The following is a 24,413-nucleotide window of genomic DNA, read 5'->3' as shown; positions in this document are numbered from 1 at the left end:
GGCTGGTACGAGCCGAACAACTCCCACCCCGGCACGCCGAGGTCTCCCAGTGAAAGAGCAGTAAGAGCCATGGAACACGACTCCCACCAGCACGACCAGTCCGCGCCTCGGTCCCTCGGAAGCGTCGTCGACCTTCTTGAGAACGTGTCCTGCGTACACGAGGCGTTCGAGCGGCAGGCACGGCGGACACCGGACCGCACGGCGGTGGTCGTGGGCCTGACACGGCTCAGTTACGCCGAGGTCGACCAGCGGGCAGACGGCGTAGCCCGCCGGCTGTACGAGCAGGGGGTCCGACCGGGCGCGTTGGTCGGAGTCTGCGTGGACCGGGACGAGTGGCTGGTGCCGGCCCTGCTCGGTGTGCTGAAGGCTGGTGCCGCCTACGTGCCGCTGGACCGGTCGTATCCGGTGGAGCGGACACGATTCGTCGTCGAGGACGCGGGGCTGGACGTCATCGTGGCGTCCGCCGGTGCCGCACAGGTCCTGCCGCCGACGAGCACGCTGGTACGGGTCGACGACGGAGCGCCGACGGCGAGTCTCGACCTCACGGTCACCGGAGGCGACGCCGCCTATGTCATCTACACCTCGGGCTCGACCGGGACGCCGAAGGGTGTGGTTGTCGAGCACCGCAACGTGGTCAACTTCCTGCGCTGGGCAGCGCGGACCTTCTCGCCGGACGAGGTGCGGGGGGTGCTGGCGGCGTCGTCGGTGTGTTTCGACGCCTCGGTCTGGGAGATCTTCGTGCCGCTCGTCTGCGGCGGCACGGTGATCCTCGCCGACAACCTGCTCGCCGCGCCGTCCCTGGCGGCCTGGTCAGAGGTGACCATGATGGCGGTCGTGCCGTCGGCGCTCTCGGTGCTGCTCCGCGAGCAGCTGCCGCCGAACCTGCGGATCGTGGTCACCGGCGGCGAGGCGGCGACGCGGGCGTTGTACGACCGGATCTACGCCAACCCGCAGGTCGCACGGGTTCTCAACGCGTACGGCCCGACCGAGTGCACGGTCATCTGCGTGGTGGCGGAGGTGGACCGGTCCGGCGCCGGGGAGCCCGCGATCGGCCAACCCATCGGTGGGGCGGAACTGTCCGTACGGGACTCCGACGGCAGGGTTCTGTCCGACGGTGAGGTCGGTGAGCTCTGGGTGGCCGGAGCGGGTGTGGCACGGGGATACCTGGGCCGCCCCGAGACGACCGCGAAGAGCTTTGGCACGTTCGGCTACCGAACCGGCGACCTGGTCCGACGTGAGGGCGGGACGTACTACTTCGCGGGTCGGGTCGACGACCAGGTCAAGATTCGCGGCTACCGGGTGGAACTCGGGGAGATCGAGGCCGTGCTCGCCTCGCACCCCGGGGTGCGGCACGCGGTCGTGCTCGTCGACTCCGACCGGTTGGTCGGGTACGTCGAATCGGACGCGGTCACCGAGGCTGAGCTGCGGGCCTGGCTGGGCTCGCGGGTGCCGGAATACATGGTGCCGTGGCGGATCGCGGTGTTGCCGGCGATTCCGGTCGCGGCCAGTGGCAAGGCAGACCGGGCAGCCCTGCCACCGATCACGGTCGGCCGCGATCCGGACGCCTCGTACGTCGCCCCACGAGACGAGACCGAACAGCAGGTCGCCGACGTCATCGCCGAGGTGCTCGGGATCGCAGAGGTCAGTGTGGACGACCGGTTCGCCGACCTCGGCGGTCACTCGCTCGCAGCCGCACGGGTGGTGAACGAACTCGGCCGCCGGCGCGGCACCGCCGTACCGCTGGCAGAGTTCCTGAGCCACCCGACGGTGGAGGGACTGGCCCGGGCACTCGCCACACTTGAGCCGGAACCGTCGCTGCGCCGGCGGCCGGGCCTTGAGCACTACCCGCTCACCGCCACGCAGCGCGAACTCTGGTTCCTTCGGCAGCTTGACCCGGCGAGCCCGGTCACCACACTCGCCATAGCCATCGCCGTGCACGGCCCGGTAACGGCCTCGGTGCTGAACCACGCGCTGACCGCGATCGTACGGCGGCATGAGGTGCTGCGCAGCGTCGTGGTGGACGACGGGGAGCCGCACTCGGTGGTCCGTCCGCCAGCGCCGGTGCCGGTGGACGAGGTCGACCTGCGCGGTCTGCCTCCGCTCGAACAGCAGGAACAGCTGACCGAGGTTCGCCGGGCCGCGGCCGGGTACGCGTTCGACCTGCGTCGGGACGTGCCGCTGATGCGGGCCACCATGGCCCGCCTGGCCGACGAGGTCGCCGAGGTGATCCTGGTCGTCGACCACTTCGCGTTCGACGGCGGCGCCGCCATGCCGTTCCTGCGGGAGTTGGCGACCGAACTTGCCGGCGAGCCGGTGACCGGCCCGCCGGTGCAGGTCGGTGATGTCGCGCTGCACGAGCGGGAGCTTGACGCGATGCCGGGACGACGGGAACGGCTCGACGCGTACTGGCGTGCGGAGCTGGCCGGGGCTGTCATCCCCGACGACCTTCCCGGCCGCGCCGAGCCACCAGGTCACGAGAGTGTCCGGCTGACGATCCCACTGCAACGGGAACTGGTGAACCGGTTGCAGCGATTCGCCACCGCGAGCGGGACCACGCCGTTTGCCGGATACCTCGCCGCGCTGGGACTCGTGGTCGGCGGCCTGACCGGTCGCGCCGACGTGGTGCTGGGGGCGGCGGCCGTACGCCGTCACCGAGCCGGCACGGAAGCGCTCCTCGGCCCGTTGGTCGATGTGCTGCCGCTACGGCTGCGCATGGCGGGAGGGCTGACCTTTCGCGGCTTGGTGCGCCAGTGCGCCGCCACGATCTCGGCCGGGCTCGCCCACCAGGAACTGCCTGCTTCCAGCCTCCTCGGAAACCTGCCCACCCATCGCTTCACCGGAGCCTCGCGGACGCCGGTGGCCCTGAGCATGCTGCCGATCGAAGAGCCCGCGACGGTCACCGTCGGGCGGATCGGACTGGACCTGGTCACCGAACTCGGCTCGGGCGCCGCTCCGACCGAACTCACCGTATACGTGGCACGAACAGCCACCGAGGTGGAACTTCAGGTCGAATACTCCGTACGGCGCTTCGACCGGCCGGACATGGAGGTCTTCGCGGACCGCATCATCAGAATCCTGCACACCGGGCTGGCCGATCCTGAGCGCCCGCTCTCCGACTTCGGCCTGGTAACCGCGCAGGAGCACGCGGCCCTGCTTGCCCTCGCCGACGGGCCGGCGCTGCCCGAGGCGAGGCCGGCGACGCTGGTGGAGGCGATCCTGTCTCAGGCCGCACTCCGACCGGACGCGGTCGCGGTGAGCAGTCCTGGAGGCGATCTCACCTACGCGGAACTGGAGGCTTGGTCCCGCCGGGTGGCGGTCGGTCTGGTGGCGGTCGGTGTGCGTCCCGGCGACATCGTCGGGGTGAGCCTGCCTCGTGACCACCTGCTCCCGGCCGCGCTGCTCGCTGTCTGGCGGGCCGGGGCGACCTACCTGCCTCTGGACCCCGAACACCCGGCGGAGCGGCTTGCCTGGATGGCCGCAGACGGCGGTGCGGGTGTGGTGCTGACCCGAGGACCGGCTCCGGCCGGGTTGCCCGGCCTCGACGTGGACGAGTTGGCCACGGACCAGGGTGCCCGCGTGCTGCCCGCACCGGACCCCGAAGGTCTCGCGTACATCACCTACACCTCCGGTTCGACCGGCCAACCCAGAGGAGTGGAAACCACCCACACCAACATCGCCTCGTTCGTCGCCGGGTTCTCCGCGACCCAGGGCCTCACCGCCAAGGACTCCGTGGCGGTCGTCGCGCCCCTCTCCTTCGACATGTCCGCCCAGGAGATCTGGCCCACCCTGTCCGTCGGCGGCCGGTGTGTCGTCGTCGACCGGGCCTGCGCGAGGGACGGTTACGCACTGGCCGAGCGGATCAGCGACAGTGGCGTGACCGTGGTCATCTTGACTCCGTCGTCGCTGCGCATGCTGCTCGCCGCAGGGTGGGGCGGGGATCCCGCGCTGCGCGTGTTCTGCGGTGGTGAGGTGATGGACGCCTGGCTGGCCGGGCAGTTGCTCGATCGGGTCGGCGAACTCTGGAACGAGTACGGGCCAACAGAGGCGACTGTCATCTCGACCCTGCACCCGGTTCTGGCCGGTGCGGCCAACCCGATTCCGATCGGCCGACCGGTGGCGGGAGCACGCTGCTACGTGATGGATCCCCTCGGCCGGGCGGTGCCGCCGGGCGTGGTCGGGGAGTTGTGGATCGGCGGGACCGGAGTGGCGCGCGGCTACCGGGGTCTGCCCGGGGCCTCGTTCGTCACCGATCCGTACCGGAGCGACGCGCGCTGCTACCGCAGCGGCGACCTCGTCCGATGGCGCGCCGACGGGACTCTCGAATTCCACGGCCGGGTCGACGACCAGGTCAAGGTGCGCGGACAGCGGATCGAACCGGGTGAGGTCGCGGCACAGCTCAAGGCCGACCCCGACGTCTCCGACGCGGTCGTCGTGGTGGCGCGCTCGGACGTGGACGCCGACCTGGTGGGCTACCTCGTCCCCGAGCACGTCGATCCGGCCGCCGTCCAGGCCCGCCTGCGGACACGGCTTCCCGAGCACATGGTGCCCAGGCGGTGGGTGACGCTGCCGGCGCTGCCGCTCCTGGCCAGCGGGAAGGTGGACCGTGCGGCGCTGCCGCAGCCCTCGACCACCGGCGGGTCTCGCGTATCGCCCAACGGAGACGCCGAGAAACTTGTCGCGACCGTCTGGGCGGAAGTACTCGACCGGCCCCAGGTCTGGGCAGACGACGATTTCTTCGCCCTCGGTGGCCAATCCCTCGCCGCCACCCGGGTCGTCGGCCGACTGCGGGACGCGCTGGGTGTCGCGATCCCGGTGCAGGCGCTGTTCGACCGACCGATACTTGCCGACTTCGCGGCCACGATCGAGCAGATGGTTCTCGAAGAGCTGCGTGAACGATCCCAAGGAACTGGAAGATGAGCAACACGGCACCGAGCGGCTCGTTTCCGGAGCCGGACTGGTCAGACGCCCTGCGCGACCAGCTCAAGTCGCGGTTCGCAGCCGCCCACGAGACCGTGGCCCGGGCAACCGCCTGGCCTACGGCGACCACTTCGACGGGCCCGGTCTCGCTGTCGGCCGTGCAGCGCAGGCTGTGGTTCCTCGCTCAGCTTGAGCCGGAGAACCCGGCGTACCACGTGCCCTCGGTGTTCCGGCTCAGCGGTCAGTTGAACGAGGCGGCCCTGCTCGGCGCACTCCGAGACCTGGCAGAGCGGCATCTGGTGCTGCGCGGCGTCATCGACGCGGACGGACCCGAGCCGGTGGTGCGTACCCGTCCAGCCGCAGACGTACCGGTAGTGGCCTTGGACGTCAGCGAGGAGGATTTGGACGCGGCGCTGGCCGAGGAGACCGGGCGTCCGTTCCGGCTGACCGCCGAACCACCGATGCGGGCGGTGCTGTTCCGGCTGCCCGACTTCTGGGTGCTCGCCCTGACCGTGCACCACATCGCCATCGACGGCTGGTCGCAGCGGATCGTGCTGTCAGAGCTGAAGGCTCTCTACACCGCCCGGTGTGGTGACGGCGAGCCGTTGCCACCGGCGCCGCAGTACGCGGACGTGGTCGGTGACGAGGCGGAGGACCCGGCCGGGCTCGACTGGTGGACCGGGCACCTGGCCGGTCTGCCTCCCGTACTCGACCTGCCCTCCGACCGGCCACGGACGTTGGCGTCCGCCTGGCCGGGCGGCGCCACCGCGTTCGCGGTGCCGTCCGCGACAACGGCCCGGCTACGCACGGTGGCGGCGGAACTGGGCGTGTCCCCGTTCATGGTGCTCATGGCCGCCTGGCAGGCCCTGCTCGGCCGGCTCGCGGGCACCGACGACGTCGCGGTCGGCGTACCGCACGCGGGCCGGCACACCGCGGCAAGCGAGGCGGCGGTCGGCTGCTTCCTGGACACGATCGTGCTCCGCACCGACCTCACCGGAGAGCCGTCCGGACGTGACCTGGTCTCCCGGGTCCGGGCCGGTGCGCTGGACGCGTTCTCCCACGCCCGGACACCGTTCGAACGCATCGTGCAACGGCTGCACCCCGAGCGGACCCTGTCGGCCACACCGGTCTTCCAGGTTCTGCTCAACGTGTACGACGAGACGAACGCGCCCGCCCTGCCCGGCGTACGCGCCGAGTGGCTGCACGTGCCGCCGCAGGCGGCCAAGTTCGACCTGAACATGGAACTGGCCGACGGCGGACCCGACTCCGGGTTCTCCGGTGGGCTGATCTACCGACGCGACCTGTTCGACCCACGGACCGCCGAGAACCTGGTCCGGTGGTTCCTCACGCTGCTGGCGGGGATGGTCGCTGATCCGGAACGGCCGGTTGGCGAGATCCCGCTGGAACCCGTGGCCGGTCCCGCCCTCGCCGGACCCCGCACAGAACCCGCCGTGGTGCCCGTCCACACGCTGATGGAGCGGTGGGCGGACGAGCGGCCGGACACGACGGCAGTGGTGGGCGCCGACGGCCGGCTCACCTACCGCGAGTGGGAGTTGCGGGCCAACCGGCTGGCGCACCGGCTCATCGCGCTCGGCGTGCGCCCGGACCAGCCGGTCGGCATTCTGCTCGACCCCGGTTGCGACTTCGCCACCGCGGTGTTCGGCATCCTCAAGGCTGGCGGCGCGTACCTGCCGATGGACACCACCTATCCCGCCTCCCGCGTCCGGGACATGCTCCGCGCCTCCGGCGCGCGGCTGGTGGTGACGGCGGGCGAGCCGGCGGAGCGGGTACGAGGGCTCGCGGACGTGGTCGAACCGGTAACCGCCCACGGTGCCGGCCCCGAATCGCGGCCAACCGTGTCGGTCGCCCCGGACAACCTGGCCCACGTCATCTTCACCTCCGGCTCGACCGGGGCGCCGAAGGGCGTGGCGGTCCAGCACGGCAACCTGGCCCACTGCGTCACCGGTCTGGTCGCCCGGATGCCCCAGGCCGCGGGCGGGTCGTTCGCGATGGTCTCCACCGTCGCGGCGGACCTGGGCCTCGCCTGCCTCTACGGCGCCTGGCTCACCGGCGGCACCCTGCACCTGATGGACCGGGAAACCGCGACCGACCCGCAGGCATACGCCCGGTACCTCGCGCGGCACCAGGTGGACGTGGTCAAACTGGTGCCGAGCCACCTCACGATGCTCGCCGACCATGGCGACCTGGCCGCCGTCCTGCCCGGCAAACTGCTGATCCTCGGCGGGGAAGGCTGCCCGTGGTCCCTGGTGGAGCAGGTCCGGCGGCTACGACCGGACCTCGCCGTGCACACCCACTACGGACCCACCGAGGCCACGATGATGTCGCTGATCTGCGACGTGGACGAGGTCCCCGAGGGGGCACGCACCAGGCTCGTGCCGCTGGGCCGCCCGCTGCCCAATGTGACCGGCCTGGTGGTGGACCGCTCGGGACGGCCGCAGCCGACCGGTGTCCCCGGCGAGCTGCTGCTCGGCGGGCCGGGCGTGGCCCGCGGCTATGTGGGACGGCCGGATCTGACCACCGAACGGTTCGTCGACGATCCCGAGGGCGGACGCTGGTACCGCACCGGTGATCTGGTACGGCTGCGCGACGGCGACGTGGTGGAGTTCCTCGGCCGGACCGACGACCAGGTCAAGGTGCGCGGCTACCGGGTCGAACTCGGCGAGGTGACCGCCGCGCTGCGGGCGCTGCCGGAGGTGGCCGACGCTGTCGTGCTACCCGAGGGCGAGGCGCACCGGCGACGGCTGGCCTGCTGGGTCGTGCCCGCCCCCGGCCACGCGCCGCAACCGGACGCGATCCGTGCCCGGTTGCGGGAGTCGCTGGCCGACTACCTGGTGCCGGCCGACATCGTCGTGCTGGACCGCATCCCGCTCACCGCCAACGGCAAGCCTGACCGGGCCGCCCTGCGGGAGGCACCGAAGCCCGCCGAGCCCGAGCGTGCCAAGGTCGCGCCGAACACCCCCGCCGAAAAAGCGGTGGCCCAGGCGTGGGCGGCCGTCCTCGGTGCACCCCGGATCGGCGCGGACGACGATTTCTTCGCCCTCGGTGGTCATTCCTTCGCCGCCACCCGGCTGGTGGGCATGCTGGCCGAGGCGACCGGTTGCAGGCTGCCGGTGCGGGTGGTCTTCGAACGACCGGTGCTGCGGGAACTCGCCGCCGAACTGGCGCGACGGATGGCGGACGTGGACACCCCGGCGCCGGTCATCCAGCGCCGCGATCCGGGTTCCCCGGCCCAGTTGTCGTCGGCGCAGGAACGGCTGTGGTTTCTGTGGCGGCTGCGTCCCGACAGCGACGCGTACAACACCGTCCTGGCGCTGCGGTTGACCGGACCGCTCGACGCGGACGCCCTCTGCGCGGCGGTACGGGATCTCGCCGCCCGCCACGAGGTGCTGCGCACCGTCGTAGCCGAGAGCGACGCTGGCCCACGGGCTGTGGCGATTTCCCCCGATGCCGTCCCGGCAACCGTGGTGGAGGTCGACGCGAGCGGTGTCACCGCCGCGCTGCGGGCCGAGACAACCCGGTCGTTCGCGCTGGACCGGGAGCCCCCCTTCCGGGCGTCCGTGCTGCGAATCTCCGCGACCGAACACCTGCTCGTGCTCACGGCGCATCACATCGCCGTGGACGCCTGGTCCGCCACGACGATCCTCGACGACCTCGGCACCCTGTACGGGGCGCGCCGGGGCACCGGTCCCGCACCGGAGCCGCTCGACATCCAGTACGTCGACGTGACCGAGTGGCAGCGGTCCCGGCACGGCCTCCCGGGCACGGACGAGCACCTGGACTGGTGGTCGGCCCAACTCCACGACCTGTCCCCACTCACGCTGCCCCAGGACCGGCAACGCGGACCGGCCACCGGCTGGGCGGGCGCGGCCGAACCGGTGGTGCTGCCGCCGGGCCTGACCGCGCGCCTGCGTGGCGTCGCGGCGAAACTCGACTGCACCCCGTTCATGGTGCTGCTCACCACATGGCAGGCGCTGCTGGCCCGACTCGCTGACGTGGAGGACGTGCCGGTCGGCGTACCCGTGTCGGGTCGTTCGTTGCCCGGCACCGAGCGCATGGTCGGTTGCTTCGCGAACACCCTCGTGTTGCGGGGCGACCTGTCCGGCGATCCCACGGTGCGGGAGGCGCTGCTGCGTACCCGTACCCGGGTGCTGGCGGCGCTCGACCACGCCGAGACGCCCTTCGAGGAGGTCGTCGACCGGCTGCGGCCGGACCGAGACCCGGATTCCACACCGCTGTTCCAGGCGATGCTCAACGTCCTCGACCTGCCGCCTGCCGCCGACCGGTTCGCCGACCTGATCGCCACGCGGGTCGACTCGCCCCGCACCAACGCGCAGGTCGACCTGCTGCTCACCCTGGTCGACGACGGCACCGGCTTCGCTGGCAGCCTGACCTACCGGGCCGGCCTGTTCGATGCGACGACGGTGCGCCGCTGGGCGCGTTGGTTCGTCGGACTGCTCGACGCCGCGCTCCGTGAGCCGGACCAGCCGGTACTCGGGCTCGACCCGCCGCTCAGTGCCGGGGAACGCGCGGAACAACGCTCGGCCGCGACCGGTGCACCGCTCCCGCAGCACCAGCCGGTCACCGTCGTCGCGGCCGTCCTCGACCAGGCGCGGCGCAGACCCGACGCGGTCGCCGTACTCGCCGCCGACGGCGTCATGAACTACGGCGAGCTGGACAGGTGGTCGAACCGGGTGGGGGCAGCTCTGCTCGCCAGCGGTGTCCGGCCCGGTGACGCGGTCGGAGTGTGCCTCCCGCGCGGCCGTCTGCTGCCGGCCGCGTTGCTCGCCGTGCTCCGTGCCGGCGCGGCATACGTGCCACTGGACCCGGAGTATCCGGCCGAGCGGCTGGCCCGGCTGGCCGTGGACGCGCGGGTGCGTGTGGTGCTCTCCGTCGACACCACCGCCGTGGTGGCGCGGGCCCTGCCGCACGTGACGGCGATCGAGGTGGATTCGTCGGGAGTGGACGAGGTCGGTGTCGCGTCCGGTCACGCCGAGCTGCCGCATCCGGATCCGCAGGCGGTCGCGTACATCCTGTTCACCTCCGGTTCGACCGGACGGCCGAAGGGCGTGGCGGTGACGCACGCGAACCTGGCCGCCTTCGTCGCGGCCATGCGCGCCGAGCCCGGCATGAACCAGGACGACGTGACCCTCGGGGTGGTGCCGTTCACCTTCGACGTGTTCGGCTACGAGCTGTGGGTGACACTGTCCGCGGGTGCCCGGCTGGCGCTCGCGGACCGGGACACCGCCGCCGACGGCCGCGCACTCGCGAACTGGATCGAACGGACCGGCGTGACGGTCGCGACGGCGACCCCGACCACGCTGCGCATCCTGATGGCGGCCGAGCCGCCGCGCCGCCCGGTGCTGCGCGTGATCAGTATCGGCGAGGTTCTCGACCCCACACTGGCCCGGGACCTGTCCCAGCGGATCGGCGAGCTGTGGAATGCCTACGGACCCACCGAAACCACGATCTACTCCACGATGGCGCGGGTGGACGAGCCGGTCGGCGACGGCCCGGTGTCGATCGGACGGCCGATCGCCGGCACTCGGGTGCACGTCATGGACCGGCGGAACCGACCCACACTGCCCGGTGGCGTCGGCGAGCTGTGGATCGCCGGCGCGGGTGTGGCCAACGGTTATCTCGGCCAGGCCGGGCTCACCGCCGACCGGTTCGTCATCGGGCCGGACGGAGAGCGGTGCTACCGCACGGGTGACCTGGTGCGGTGGCGTGGCCGTGCGCTGGAGTATCTGGCGCGGACCGACCACCAGGTAAAGGTGCGCGGGCACCGGATCGAGCCGGGCGAGATCGAGGCCGCGCTGCGCGGCCACTCGGACGTCGCCGACGCCGTTGTCACCGTGCTGGGCCGGGCCGGCGAGCACCACCTGGTGGGCTATGTCGTCGCCCGGAACGACGGGCTGGCGGGGCCGCTGATCGAGGCGTATCTGCGCGACCGGCTGCCGGAGTACATGGTCCCGCGCCGATGGGTCTTCCTCGACGCGGTTCCGGTGACGGCGAACGGGAAGGTGGACCGCGCCGCGTTGCCCGCGCCCGGCGAGCCGGAGCGAACGGTCACCGCACCGAGGACCCTGATGGAGCAACTCGTCGCGAAGGTCTGGAGCGACGTGTTGCACATCCGCGCTGTCGGGCGGGAGGACGATTTCTTCGCCCTGGGCGGGGATTCCCTCGCCGCGACCCGAATGGCGGGCCGGTTGGGCGAAACGCTCGGTGAGGTACCGGTCCGAGCCATTTTCGACCGGTCGGTGCTCGCGGACTTCGCCGGCCATCTCCAGCAGATGATGCTCGACCGCCTCGCGGCCGAACCGGGCGGAGAGCAGCCATGACGGCTCGTCCCTGATCACCGCCCACCTGTGTGCACGCCAATGGAGACTGAACACTTGACCACCCTCGATCCCCAGTCGCGATCCCGCGAACTGCTGGAACAACGACTGGCCGCGGCACTGGCCGAACCGGCCGACATCATTCCCCGCCGAGTCGATCCCTCCGCACCCGTTCCGCTCTCGGACGCACAGTCCAGGCTGTGGTTCCTCGATCAGCTCGGCACCACCGGCCCCGCGTTTCACATCCGCCTCGCGCTCCGGCTGCGCGGCCCGGTGGACGAACCGGCCCTGCTGGGCGCCGTACGCGATCTGGCGCGGCGGCACGAGGTGCTGCGCGCCAGGGTCGAGGAACGGGACGGGGAGTTCGTCTCCGTCGTCGTCTCCGAAGACGAGGTTCCCGTCGTCACCAGGGACGTGGAGCCGCAGCTCTTGGACGCGGAACTCGCCATCGAGTCCCACCAGCCGTTCGACCTGTCGACGAGACCTCCCATGCGTGCGGCGTTGCTCCGCAGCGGCGGTGAGTCGGTGCTCTCCCTGACCTTCCACCATGTGGCCGTCGACGGGTGGTCCCTCGGGCTGATCCGCGCCGAGCTGCCGATCCTGTATCGAGCCCGGCTCGGCCTGGGCGACGCGCCACCGCCCGCCGCGCAGCACACCGACTACGCAGCCTGGTCCGCCACCCACCCCGTCCGGCCGGCGGCCGTGGACTGGTGGGCGGAGCGGCTGGCCGGTCTCGCGCCGCTGCTGAATCTGCCGACCGACCGGCCTCGGCCGGCGGTCGCGGGCCCCGCCGGTGGCGACGTGGCCGTGACGATCCCCGGTCCGCTCGCCGACCAGGTCCGGACCGTCGCCGCACGAACCCGGTGCACCCCGTTCATGGTGCTGCTCGCGGCCTGGCAGGCGTTGCTGTCCCGAATCTGCGGCACCACGGACGTGGCGGTGGGCGTGGTGGAGGCAGGTCGTCGCCGGCCCGGCACCGACGCCATGATCGGCTGTTTCGTGAACACCGTGGTCGTGCGTACCGACCTGTCGGGCGACCCGACAGGCACGGAACTGCTCGCGCGGATCCGGGAGGTGGCGCTGGACGCGTTCGCCCACGCCGACGTGCCGTTCGAGCAGGTGGTGGCACGGCTGCGGCCCGACCGGAGCGCCACCTCGACCCCGATCGTCCAGACGCTGTTCAACTTCCTCAGCCGGGACGAGGAAGCCCCGGGTTTCCCCGGGCTCGACGTGACCGCGCTGATCCGGCCGGCCCCGGCGGCCAAGTCGGATCTCCACCTCACCCTCTCGGACGGACCGGCGGGTTTTGTCGGCAGTCTCAACTACCGCAGCGATCTCTTCGACGAGGAGACCGTGCGTGACATCGCCTCGTGGTATCTGAACCTGTTGACCGGAATGCTCGGCGACTCCCACCAGCCGGTGGGTGCGGTGGCCCTGGCGCCCACCACCGGTTCGGTGCTTCGCGGAGAGGTTCGTCAGCGTACGGCCCGCACCATCCACCCGCTGGTCGAGCAGTGGGCGGATCGTACGCCGGACGCGCTTGCCGTCGTGGCGCCCGACGGCCGGCTCACCTACGCCGAGTTGGACCACATGGCCAACCGCATCGCCCACACCCTGCTCGCTGCCGGCGTCCGCGCCGACGAGCCCGTCGGCGTCCTGCTCGAACACGGGGTCGCGCTCCCCGCCACCCTGCTCGGCGTCCTCAAGGCCGGTGCCGGATACCTTCCTCTGGACGCCATGCACCCGGCGAGCCGGATCGCCGCGATTCTGGACACCGCCGGCGTCCGCACGGTGGTGACGGTGCGTCCACTCGCCGGCATGGTCGCGGGAAACAGCCGGCGCGTCGTCGTCCTGGACGACCCGGCCGCGCTCGACGGCAGTCCCGCGCACCGGCCCAACGTGCCCGTACACCCCCACCACCTGCTGCACGTCATCTTCACTTCGGGATCCACCGGCACTCCCAAGGGTGTCGCCGTCGAGCACGGCAGCGCGAGCGACTATCTGGACGGCGTCCTGGAACACCTGGGCGGCGAGGTTCGCGGCGCCACCTTCGCCGTGATGTCGACGATCGCGGCCGACTTCGCGCACACCTGCCTGCACGTGGGGCTCACCACCGGCGGCACCGTCCACTTCGTGGCCCGTGAGATCGCGATGGATCCGGTGGCCCTGGGCGGCTACCTCGCCGAGAATCCGATCGACGTCATCAAGCTCGTTCCGAGCCACTTCGAACTGCTCGCCTCCCATGGTGATCTGGGCGCGGTGCTTCCCCGGCAACTGCTGCTGTTCGCGGGCGAGGCCCTGCCCTGGTCGATCGTCGAGCGGGCCCGGGCCGCCAGGCCCGGACTACGGGTGCAGAACCACTACGGGCACACCGAATCCACCATGGTTCGCACGGTCTGCGACGTGGACGACGTACCGGAGAACCTGCGTACGGGCATCGTTCCCCTGGGGCGCCCGCTGGCCAACACCTTCGGTTTCCTGGTCGACCGGGAGGGCCGTCGCGTGCCGCCCGGTGTCCCGGGTGAACTACTCGTGGGTGGACCCGGGGTGGCGCGTGGCTACGTCGGCGCGCCAGCGCTCACCGCGCAACGGTTCGTCACGGTCGACGGGCAGCGCGTGTACCGCTCCGGCGACCTGCTGCGGGTGCGCTGGGACGGCTGGGTGGAATTCCGTGGGCGGGTCGACGACCAGGTCAAGGTGCGGGGCTACCGGGTGGAGCCCGGCGACGTCGCGGAAGCGCTGCGGCAGTTGCCAGGCATTGCCGAGGCCGTTGTCCTGCCCTTCGGCGACGGGCAGCGCCAGGAGATCGCGGCTTGGGTGGTGCCGGTCGCCGGAGCCCGGCTGGAGGTTCGGCAGATCCGCACCGGGCTGCGGGAGAAGCTGCCGGAGTACCTGGTGCCGGCCTCGCTCATGGTCCTCGACCGACTGCCTCTCACACCGAACGGGAAGGTCGACAGATCCGCCCTGCCCCGGCCCGAAGCCGGCGGCGAGGAGCGGGTGCTGCCACGTACGCCCACCGAACACCGGCTGGCGCGGGTATGGGCAGAGATCCTCGGACTCACCGAGGTCGGCATCGACGACGACTTCTTCGCGCTCGGCGGGGACTCGTTCGCGGCGGTACGGGCCGTCCGTGCCTGCGATCCCCAACTGCGGGTCATCGACCTGTTCACCCGGCCCACCGTCCGCGAACTGGCGGCGCACCTCGACGCGTCCGGCACCGATGGCACCCGGCTGCTGCACCGGCTCAGTGGCTCGACCGGAACCACAGCGTCGGTGATCTGCTTCCCCTACGGGGGTGGGTCGGCGGCCGTCTACCAACCACTGGCCGCAGCGTTGCCGGACAACCTCGCGGTGCTCGCCGTCGAGCTGCCGGGGCATGACCCGGCCCGGCCGGACGAGGAGTTCCTGTCGCTCGACGCGCTGGTCCAGCGGGTTGCCCACGAGATCGACGAGACCGTGACCGGGCCGATCGTCGTCTACGGGCACTCTGTGGGAGCCACGGCGGCGGTCGCGTTGGCCCGCAGGCTGGAGGCCGGCGGACGCAGCGTGCTCGGGGTGGTCGTGGCCGGCAACTTCCCCGCCACTCACCTGCCGGGACGTGTCGCCGCCTGGGTCAACCGCGTGCTGCCCCTGGAACGTATGGCATCCAACCGTCACTACCGAGACATCCTGCGCACCACGGGCGGGCTGCTGGACGACATGAACGAGGCGGCCACCGAGACCGCGTTGCGGGCCATGCGCCACGACGCCGCCGAGGCACGGGAGTGGTTCGGCCGGGAACTTGCCGCGTCACCCGCCCGCTTGGCGGCACCGATCCTGTGTGTGGTGGGCGAAGCGGACCACGCCACCGAGCTGTACCAGGAGCGGTACCGGGAATGGGGTGCGTTCGCCGACCAGGTCGGGCTCGCCACGATCCCCCGCGCGGGCCACTATTTCGTACGGCACCAGGCCGTCGCGCTCGCCTCCATCCTCAAGGAGCAGGTGACGGAGTGGGCCGCGGGACGGATGCCGGGGCCAGTTGAGAGGGTTGCCGTTCGTCCCGCCGGTCTGCGCGCGTTCTACACCGTGGCGGGCGGGCAGTTCATGTCCATGCTCGGCTACACGCTGGGCATGTTCGCCCTCGGCGTGTGGGCATACCAGCGCAGCGGCCGGGTCTTCGACCTCGGGCTCGTGACGATGCTCGCCACGCTGCCTGCGGTGCTGGTGACACCGCTCGGCGGCACACTCGCCGACCGGGTCGACCGCCGCCGCATCATGTTGGTCGCGGACACGGCCAGCGGAGTGGCGATGGCCGTACTCGCCCTGCTGCTGGCGACCGGTCGGCTGACGCTGGTCTCCGTGTGTGTCATCGTGGCCGCCACCTCGATCGCGTCGGCGTTCCACCGTCCGGCATACCTGGCCGCCACCGCCCAACTGGTGCCCAAGCCCTACCTGCCGCAGGCCAACGCGTTGGTCGGGCTCGCCACGGGATTCGGTACGGCGGTCGGGCCGCTGCTCGGCGGCACGCTCATCGCGTTCGCGGACGTGTCCGGAGTGGTCTACGTCGGCGTGGGCCTCTTCGCGGTCGGCGTCGGGTCGTTGCTCGCCGTCCGCTTCCCCGATCAGTTGTTCCCCCGGCAGCGCGAATCGTTCGGCAAGGCGCTCACCGGCGGGTTCCACTTCATCATCCGACGTAAGCCGCTGCTCCTGATGATCGGTTTCGCCGCGGTTCTGAACCTGTTCGCCGCAGTGATGTTCGTTGCGGTGCAGCCGCTCGTCCTGTCGTTCGCCGGAGTCACGCAACTTGGCTGGGTGACGACTGTCGGCGGGCTGGGTGCCGCAGCGGGCGGTCTCCTGATGCTGCCCTGGGGCGGGACCCGACGCCGGACGACCGGCATGATCGGCGCCGCGCTCGGGGTCGGCGCCGGGACGGTCCTCATGGGCGTGCACGCGTCCGTGGCCGTTGTCGCGCTGGGACTGGCGGTGCGAATGGGCGCGATGGCGGTGCTGAACGCCCACTGGCTGTCGATCATCCAGGTCAAGGTGGGGCAGCAACTGCAAGGCAGGGTGCTGGCCACGAACCTCATGCTCGCGCTCGCCACGCAGCCGATCGGGTTCCTCGCGGCGGGCCCCCTCGCCGATGACGGGCTCACTCCGTTGCTGCATCGCGTGCCCGCGCTGGGTGCGGTGCTGGGTGAGGGTCCCGGTCGCGGCATGGCACTCCTAATGATCATCTGTGGGCTGTGCATCGTCGTCTGGAGCGCGCTCGGTCTGTGCTGGCGCCCCTTGCGCCGGCTGGAGGACGACCTGCCGGATGCGACGCCCGAGCCGGAGATCCTGCCCGAGCTCGACGCTGTCCAGCGGCAGGCGGACCAGCGGTTCGCCGCCGCGCGTCGTGCGGCGTAGGTCCGCGCGGCCATCACGAGAACGAACACACGTCAACCGACAAGCTTCGCTGACGCCGCGCCTGGCGCCGAGCACAGTAGAACTTCGAGAGGTCATCATGATGAACCTTGAACCGGTGGAGGAACTCGTCTCCGCCGGCGACACCCGATACAACTGGACCTATCCGGTCGACGTGCCGTCAGCCGAGCCACGCAGCACGCTACGGACCGTCTGGTACGTGGGACTTCCGCTCACCTCCGCGCATCGCGGCAGCCACTCCGGTGGCGGTGCGCTCATCGACGGCGCGGGGGACCAAGCGCGTTACGCGAACGAGGGAACGGTCTACCCGCACGCCTCACTGGTCGAGATGATCACGTACCAGAGTGAGTGCTTTCCCGAGCTGGACTGGCGGTACCTGGACCTGAGCCACCTGGACTGGCACGAGGTACGGGCGCGGATCCAGTCGGATCCGCCGGACGTCGCGGCGTTCACGGTCTACTCCTCCACCGCGATGTGGGCCTACATCGTCGCCGCCGAAATCAAGCGGGTGAACCCGGCCGCCGTAGTGGTTTTCGGCAACGACCACGCCGGAATCCTGCATCGTGAGGTCCTCTCGGGAACCTACGGCTCGAAGGTGGTGGACTTCGTCTGTACGGGAAACAACGGGCCGTTCACCATGATGGGCCTGCTGTCGTGGTTGCAAGGGAAGATGGATATCTCCCGCATTCCCTCGTTGGCCTATCGCGGAAACAGTGGGGACATTCGCAACCAGGCGGCTCCCACCTATCCGCTCTCGAACCGGAGGCTTCCCGACTACCGGCTCATCGAGGACGAGCTGGCCAACCACTACGACGACGCGTTCAGGGTCTGGTACGCGTCGCACTACGACCTGAAACGTATGGTCACGCTGCCGCTCGACGGTGGCTGCAACTGGGGGCGACGTCCCACCCGCCGGTGTCTGCACTGCTCCATCCAGGGGCTCACCCCGAAGACGACCGACGTCAGCGCGGCCGTCTCGACGCTTGAGGTGGTGGTCGGCGAGTTGAAGTCCAACGTCTACGCCGCCGGCGACTCCACGCTGGGGATGTCTCAAGCACAGTGGGGTGGGAACTCCTCGTTCCTCGACGACCTCGCCGCCGCCTGTGCCGACTCCGAGGTGCTGCGCGGGCAGCGGTTCATGCTCGCCTACGGCCTGGTCTACGAGTTCCTGCAGTCGGCGGAGCTCTGCAAGGGTTTCGTGAAGACGTGGAATGTTGGAATCGAGTCCTTCGACCCGAAACTGTTGAAGGGCAACTCGAAGGGCATCAACAAGGGCCCGGACCGGGTCATCGAGGCTCTGGACCTGGCGAAGAGCCTTGACTACAAGATGTACCTGTCAGGCATTCTCGGCCTGCCGGGAACCACGCTGGGTCAGCTCAAGCAGGAAGTCGACAACTGGCTCTCGATCGCGGAAGCCTACGCCGGATCGGTCACGACCATATCGGTGGCGGCACCAGCCATCATTCCCGGTTCCCGGATGTACCGGGACGCGTTGAAGCAACACGCTGAAGTCCGGGAATGGCACGGTGAACTGCTGCCCATCAGAAAGCTCTCCGAGCTCTACATCCGAGAGAACACCGAGGTGCAGCTCGCCGATGTGGAAGCGGCGCTCGCCGATCTCGGGCGCGGTGTCATCGCACTGGACAACGCCGGCGCGAACATCAAGTTCGGCGGTTACATGCTGGGCGGAGTCGACCACGAGGAGACCCACGAACACCACCTGCTGGACGAGATCTTCGCCGATCTGCGCTGACAGTTCCGACCACACTCGCCAGTGCGGGCGGCGGACGTGGAGGCCGGTGCGACGCCCTCGGCGGTGCTCCGGACCCGCCGACGACGTCAGGGCCCGGGCAAACCGCAGGCGGTCAGGGGTCACGCCGGCCGGCGTAACCCCTGACCGTGGCCGATGGGAGAGCGGGTACCAACGCCCGTGCTGGGGCCGGCGCCCAGGTGCGGGCACCGGCCTCCCGCGGATGTCACCTGAGACCGAAGGCCCGGGTGACGGTCTGGGTGACGCCGCCGCCGTTGCGCTGCGTGGCGGTGACCCGAATGGACACATAGTCGGCCCGGTGCGGTGCGCTCAGCGACGCCTGCCAGGTGCCCTTCTTGTCCTTCAGGTCCTGCCGCTGCCAGGTGGCCCCGTCATCGTAGGAGACATCGAGCCTCAGCGAGGAGACCGCATCCTGGGCGGAGGTGCTGCCGAGCACCACCGGCGTGACGGAGAAGTCCGTCCTGTGCTTCGCCCTGCCCTCGGCGTCCAGATCCGTTCCGTAGTCCAACTGGACCAGCGGCACTGCCTGCACGCCCTCGGCGGCACCGGAGACGAAGCGCCACTCGGTGTGGGTGGTGGTGGAGTAGGGGCTGAACCCGGCATCCCCCTTCGTCTCCACGACCAACCGGTACGGCAGCTTCTGCGGTGCCAGGTCACCGACGTTGAGTTCGGGCCAGCCCTCGATCTGGACCAGTTGCTTGTCGCCCTGGTAGAACGAGATCCTCTGCGGCATCCCGGACCCACCGCTGTGCGCGGACCCCGCGTCGCCGAATCCCTGGACGTTGGCGCTGAGCCCGTACTCGCCGCGGAACGGAAGATCGGTGCTGATCAGGCGTGGCCGTGTGATGGGCCCGAACCAGCGGTCCTTCTGCACGCTGCCCGGCCGGTAGGTCACCTGGTCGGTCTTCGACTGCGTCCAGCCGTCGACGCTGGCGTACTGCTGCCAGGTGATGCCGTTTCCGGCGGAGACCCAGTCCGTTCGCTGCCCCGGGACGGCCGGGGTCCACGGGAACGGGCTGGCCGAGTACCACTCGTACGGCGGATAGTCCACCCGTCGCTCGGCGACCTGCTTGCCAGGAGGCGGGGCGAAGTCGAGGTCGATCCGGGCGAGGCTGCGAGGGTCCGTCTTGGCGGAGGGGTCCTGAGGCACCCCGCCGAGGTGGTAGTCGACCAGGTCGTACAGGTACTTCGGCACGGGGTGGGCCTCAACTGTCAGCCGTACCCTCTTCTTGCCTGCCGCGGTGACTTTCTTGATCAGCGCTTCACCCTCGTCCATGGTCAACGAGGCCACCGGAAGCGGTCCGGTTGCCACGGCGTCAGAGTTGCCGTACCAGTCGCTCTTCCGACCGTCGCCCTCGTTGACCACCAGGAGTATCGCCGCACCTGCGGTCTGCGCCGCCGTCGCCTGATCCGTGGGAGCCACGGCGTCGCCGCCGCGTACGACCACGGCCTTGCCACGGGCGGAGAGGCCGGCGTAGTCGGCCGGCGCGCCGGTGCCGGCGAACACGGCCTCCAGGCGCGAGGTGCCGTCCGGCAGCGGCCGGGAACCGGGCTGTACGAGGGCGTCGACGAGGGGGCGGCCCTCGTGGGTGATCTCCAGCGGCGTCTGCTGGGCGCGGATCCTGGTGGTGAAGACGAAGCTGCCCTTCTTCACCTTGTGCCGGGTCGGCAGGGCCCACAGGCTGTCGTACGTGGCGCCCGGCCAGATCGTCTCACGCAGGGCGGTCCAGTCGTCGGGCGTGGGCTCGCTCTCCGTGAAGGAGCGGTAGACGTCGATCCGGCTGTCGACGACACTGGTCGGCTGGGCTGTCGCCACCTTCACCTCGCGTGCCTGCGACGCGTCGAGTTCCACGCTGGCGTCGGTCGTCAGGTCGACTTCGGGAGCGGTCAGCACCGCGAGACCGAGCGAGTGCGGTCCGTGTAGACCCTCCACGTCCGCGAGGGAGTGGACCGTGTAGGAGCCAGGAGCCCAGCGGCTGGTGAGCGTCCCGTCCGGGACCCACATGAGGGTGGAGCCTCCGGTGGCGCTCGTGATCGCGACCTCACCACTCATGGGCCGACCGTCGCGGTCCTTCAGGTGGATGGTGAGGTCGTACTTCTTCGACTCGACGGAGACCCCTACGGCCGTGTGCACCTCACCGGTTGCATAGCCGGCCTTGACCTGGGCGGCGTACTGGCCCGACGCGAGCCCCTTCGGGTCCACCACGACCTCGACCGTCGAGGTTCCGCGCGCCGGCACGGTGACGTGATCGGCGGCGACGGTGAACACCTGTGCGGGGGAGGCGCCGCGGTCGACGGAGAGATCCAACGTGACCGGACGGTTGGTGGTGTTGGTGTAGGTGATCCTCCGCTTGATCGGCTTCCGTTGCGTACCGGGCGACCAGCGGACGAGTCCCGCGTCCACCGAGCCGGTCGCGGTGACCTGGTCCTGGTGGTAACCGGCGGCCACGTTCAGCCGACCAGCCCCGGCCTGGTACGGGCTGTAGTCGGGAGTCCGCACGCTGGTGCTCATCAGAGCGTCCTTGATCTGTTGCCCGCTCCACTCCGGGTGCTTCTGGGCCAGCAGCACGGCCGCTCCGGCGACGTGGGGCGCAGCCATGGAGGTGCCACTGTCCACCCGGTAGTAGCCCTCACCCCAGTTCATGTACTGCGAACGCGCCGCCAGCACGTCCACGCCGGGAGCGGTGATGTCGGGCTTGAGCGCGCCGTCGTTCATCCGAGGCCCGACACTCGAAAATTCGGCAAGGCGGTCGGACGAGTCCACCGCACCCACCGTGAGCGCCGCGTCGGCGGTCCCGGGCGCGTTGAGGCTGTAGGGACCGGGTCCGTTGTTGCCCGCCGCGATGACGAAGAGCGCGCCCGTTTCGAGGCTCAGCTGGTTCACGGCCTGGCTGACCGGATCGTCCTGGGTGTGCCAACCGTTGAAGCCCAGGCTCATGCTGATCACCTTGGCGTGCTCGGTCAGCGCAGCCCACTCCATGCCCGCGATCAGCCCCGACATCGGCCCACTGCCGTTGTCGTCGAGGACCTTGCCCACCAGCAGATCGGCGCCCGGGGCGACTCCCCGCTCCTTGCCGCCGGAGGCGGCGCCCGTCCCGGCGACGGTGGAAGCGGTGTGGGTGCCGTGTCCGTTCCGGTCGATGACTTCCTCGCCACGGATGAAGCTCCGGGACGCCACGACCCGGTCCACGAGGTCCGGATGGCTGGGGTCCAGGCCGCTGTCCAGGACGGCGACCCTGACCCCGGCTCCCGTACCTCCCGCGGCCCAGGCCGCAGGGGCGCCGATCTGCGCCGTGCTGTCGGCGAGGGTCGCCTTTGCCTTGCCGTCCAGCCACACCTTGTCGACGCCTGCCGTGAAGGAGGGCTCCACGGTGGCATCCGGCGCACCAGCGGTCCGGACCGTCGACGGCTGACCGCTGTGCCGCCAGTCCCCGGTGAGGGCCGACCAGAAGGCGGCTGCCGTCGACCGGCGGGTACGGACCGCCTCACCACCGACAGAGGGAAGGTTCAGCGTGGTTTCCGCACCCGGCAGCAGAGCGCTGGCCTGCCGGGCGGCCGAACCCTTCGGACGAGTGATGATCAGGGGGAGTTCGCTGGTCTGCGCGTCGTCGTAGCCCTGGGCGATCAGTTGGGTGACGTCGAAGAGTTGCTTGTCGAGACGGCCAGCGGTGATGTAAGGCATCGCCTCGTCCGGGTACACGTAGGTGTCCCCGTGCTCGGTGGCGACGCGCACCGAGCCTGCGGCGCCCGGCGGGCGCTCAACCTCCACTGAGGGGGCTCTGCCGTCAGGTCCCGGAGTTACCGTCACCCTGTCGCCGGTGATCAGCGTGACCGTCACAGGTGCACGGTGGGCGCCGTTGACCGCGGCCGGTGGTGTCGGGGGCGGTGGCGCGGGAGCAGCACCGTGGGCCTCGGCTGGGGTCACCAGACCGACGACGAGGGCGACGCCGACCGACGCTGCGAATCTTCGGGTGAGCGATAGCCTCACATTGCCTCCAGAGTTGAAGATTGGCCGAATTCGATCACCCCTGAAGATTCTTGTAAAGATCACTTTGGTTTCACGGCCCGAGCTGGAAGCCCTCCGCGCGACAACCTCGGTCATACCTCCGGGAGGTGGTCGTCGCGCCGCAGGACGGTGCGCGCCGCGTTGACCAGGGCGGCGAGGGCCGGATGCTCCCGCTGGTGCGGAACCCAGGCCAGGGCGGCGGTGGACGTGGGCAGGTCGGTGACGTCGACGTACGCGATGCCGGGGCGTGGGTAGAGACGGCCGGCCGCGGCGGGAAGAAAGGTGATGGCCTGGCCCCGGGCGACGGCCAGCAGCATCGCCTCCAGGTCGGCGACCTGTGGGCCGAAGCGGACCGTGCCGCCGTCGGGTCGGGGGTTGACCGTCCAGTGGTCCCACCACTCGCGGACCTGGGCCGGTAGGTCGACCACCACATGATCGGAGAGCTGGGCCAGGGTGAGTGGTGCCTGCTCGACCAGTGGGTCGTTCGCGGGTAGGCAGACGACGCGGGGCTCCGTCGCCAGGTGCAGACTCCGGAGTACGGGCGGCAGTGGCGGGCGCAGGAACGCGGCGTCGACTTCCCCTCGAATCAGGGCGTCGACCTGTTCGGCGAGGTCGACGGTGCGGATCTCGACGGTGACTCCGGGATGCCGGGCGGAGAGTTCGGCGAGGATGGCGACCGTGTAGGGCATGGCGGCCTCCCCGCCGATGGCCCCGATCCTCACGTGACCCCGCGCCTCCCGGGCGAAGGAGGCGGCCAGCTCTTGGAGGCGGGTCATGGCGGCCAGGAGTTCGCGTGCTTCGGGCACCAGGGCTTGACCCGCCGGGGTGAGTTCGACCCGCCGGGAGGAGCGCTGCAACAGGTCGACGCCGAGTCGGTCCTCCAGAGCGCGGATCTGCTGGCTGAGGGTGGGCTGGGCCAGGAACAGGCGCCGGGCGGCGCGGCCGAAGTGCAACTCCTCGGCCAGCACCAGGAACAGTCGTAGCTGGTGGCTGCTGGGCTCGCGGGGCGGGGGACTGACCCGAGAGGACCGTGGCTGTGCGGCACCGACGCGCGTCATAGAGAACACCCTATTGATCTGCCGCAGAAGGCATACGCCGATCCCCGCACGACGGGTGGCGTCCGGGGCACGATGCAGAGGCGGGGGATGGTTTGCCCGCATGGTCGTGCTCATGTCGCGGCCAGGTCTTGGGGAACGAGGGCTCCTGTGCGACGGGGTGTCGGCCGACGGGGGCGCCGACAGCCTGTCGTGCAGGGAGCGCCCTACGGAACCACCCTCTTGAGACATACCCGTCTAGGTGATGCGCCCTGGGCGGAGTAGCACCCGCAGCCTCGCCGACGTCCGTTGCTCTGCTGTGCGGCAAGCTGGTCAGGGGCGGAACGCGTTGAGCACGATGATCGCGTACTGGCGCCAAACGTCTGGGTCATTCTCCCGTAGCACGATCAGTTGACGGACCACGCCACAGAGGATGACCTGCGCGTCGCGTACGCCCGCGTCGGGCCGTACCTGGCCGGTGCTGGCGGCGTTTTGCAGTAGCAGCCCGATGAGGTCGAGCAACTGTCCGGCCGACGGTAGGCGCGCCTCGAAGAATGCGGTCGCCAGGCCACGGTTGCGGGCCAGTTCGTCGAAGAGAGCCACGACGTATTCGTTCAGGCCACGGTACGCGTCCGGCGCGGCCAGCGCCTGCCGTGCCCGGGCTTCCAGCCGGTCGAAATGTTCGCCGGCAATGGCCGCGACGAGATCCTCCTTGGTCGGATAGCTGCGATAGACGGTGGCGCGTCCGACGCCCGCCCGGGCGGCGATCTGGGGCACTGTCACCCCGAGGCCGTGCTCCGCGAACAACTCCTGAGCCGCGGCGACGACCTGTTCCTGGTTACGGCGGGCGTCGGAGCGCCGGTATGTGCGGGCAGCACTGGAGGATGGCGGCTCTGTCACCGCATCAGCGTCCCACACCACCACTG

Annotated in this window: 7 protein-coding genes; 4 read left to right on the top strand and 3 right to left on the bottom strand. The window is 70.5% G+C overall.

What is annotated here, in order from left to right; genetic code table 11:
• Positions 1 to 69: 69 nt before the first annotated feature.
• The 4 genes from ACIBF5_RS00105 to ACIBF5_RS00090 all read left to right on the top strand — a co-directional run bounded on the left by ACIBF5_RS00105 (position 70) and on the right by ACIBF5_RS00090 (position 18,429).
• Positions 70 to 4,917, top strand: coding sequence for an amino acid adenylation domain-containing protein (locus ACIBF5_RS00105; protein ID WP_396806476.1), 4,848 nt, complete (start codon positions 70 to 72; stop codon positions 4,915 to 4,917).
• Positions 4,914 to 11,276 (top strand): amino acid adenylation domain-containing protein, encoded by a 6,363-nt coding sequence (locus tag ACIBF5_RS00100; RefSeq protein WP_396806474.1) that lies wholly within the window; start codon positions 4,914 to 4,916, stop codon positions 11,274 to 11,276. Before ACIBF5_RS00105 ends, ACIBF5_RS00100 begins: the two co-directional genes overlap by 4 nt.
• 54 nt (positions 11,277 to 11,330) lie before the next feature.
• Positions 11,331 to 16,658, top strand: a complete 5,328-nt coding sequence (locus ACIBF5_RS00095; RefSeq protein WP_396806472.1) for an amino acid adenylation domain-containing protein — start codon at positions 11,331 to 11,333, stop codon at positions 16,656 to 16,658.
• Between the two features lie 100 nt (positions 16,659 to 16,758).
• A complete protein-coding gene (locus ACIBF5_RS00090) occupies positions 16,759 to 18,429 on the top strand; it encodes a B12-binding domain-containing radical SAM protein (RefSeq protein WP_396806470.1) in 1,671 nt (556 codons plus the stop codon).
• A 223-nt stretch (positions 18,430 to 18,652) separates the two neighbouring features.
• Here the strand turns inward: ACIBF5_RS00090 and ACIBF5_RS00085 are convergent, their stop codons facing one another.
• The 3 genes from ACIBF5_RS00085 to ACIBF5_RS00075 form a co-directional block, all read right to left on the bottom strand.
• A complete protein-coding gene (locus ACIBF5_RS00085; RefSeq protein ID WP_396806468.1) occupies positions 18,653 to 22,216 on the bottom strand; it encodes a S8 family serine peptidase in 3,564 nt (1,187 codons plus the stop codon).
• A 329-nt stretch (positions 22,217 to 22,545) separates the two neighbouring features.
• Positions 22,546 to 23,511, bottom strand: coding sequence for a LysR family transcriptional regulator (locus tag ACIBF5_RS00080; RefSeq protein ID WP_396806466.1), 966 nt, complete (start codon positions 23,509 to 23,511; stop codon positions 22,546 to 22,548).
• A 309-nt stretch (positions 23,512 to 23,820) separates the two neighbouring features.
• Positions 23,821 to 24,387 carry a TetR/AcrR family transcriptional regulator gene (locus ACIBF5_RS00075; protein ID WP_396806464.1) on the bottom strand — a complete coding sequence of 189 codons (567 nt, stop codon included), beginning with the start codon at positions 24,385 to 24,387 and terminating at the stop codon, positions 23,821 to 23,823.
• Positions 24,388 to 24,413 lie beyond the last annotated feature (26 nt).

Source organism: Micromonospora sp. NPDC050417, assembly GCF_044458865.1.
Taxonomy (GTDB): domain Bacteria; phylum Actinomycetota; class Actinomycetes; order Mycobacteriales; family Micromonosporaceae; genus Micromonospora_G.
The sequence above is the reverse complement of the archived record's forward strand: the minus strand, read 5'-3'. Positions and strand labels throughout refer to the sequence as shown.

Excerpts from the sequence above, each read along its gene's own strand:
- ACIBF5_RS00080 (WP_396806466.1), bottom strand. The coding sequence starts at position 23,511 with ATGACGCGCGTCGGTGCCGCACAGCCACGGTCCTCTCGGGTCAGTCCC.
- ACIBF5_RS00090 (WP_396806470.1), top strand. The coding sequence starts at position 16,759 with ATGAACCTTGAACCGGTGGAGGAACTCGTCTCCGCCGGCGACACCCGA.
- ACIBF5_RS00100 (WP_396806474.1), top strand. The coding sequence starts at position 4,914 with ATGAGCAACACGGCACCGAGCGGCTCGTTTCCGGAGCCGGACTGGTCA.
- ACIBF5_RS00105 (WP_396806476.1), top strand. The coding sequence starts at position 70 with ATGGAACACGACTCCCACCAGCACGACCAGTCCGCGCCTCGGTCCCTC.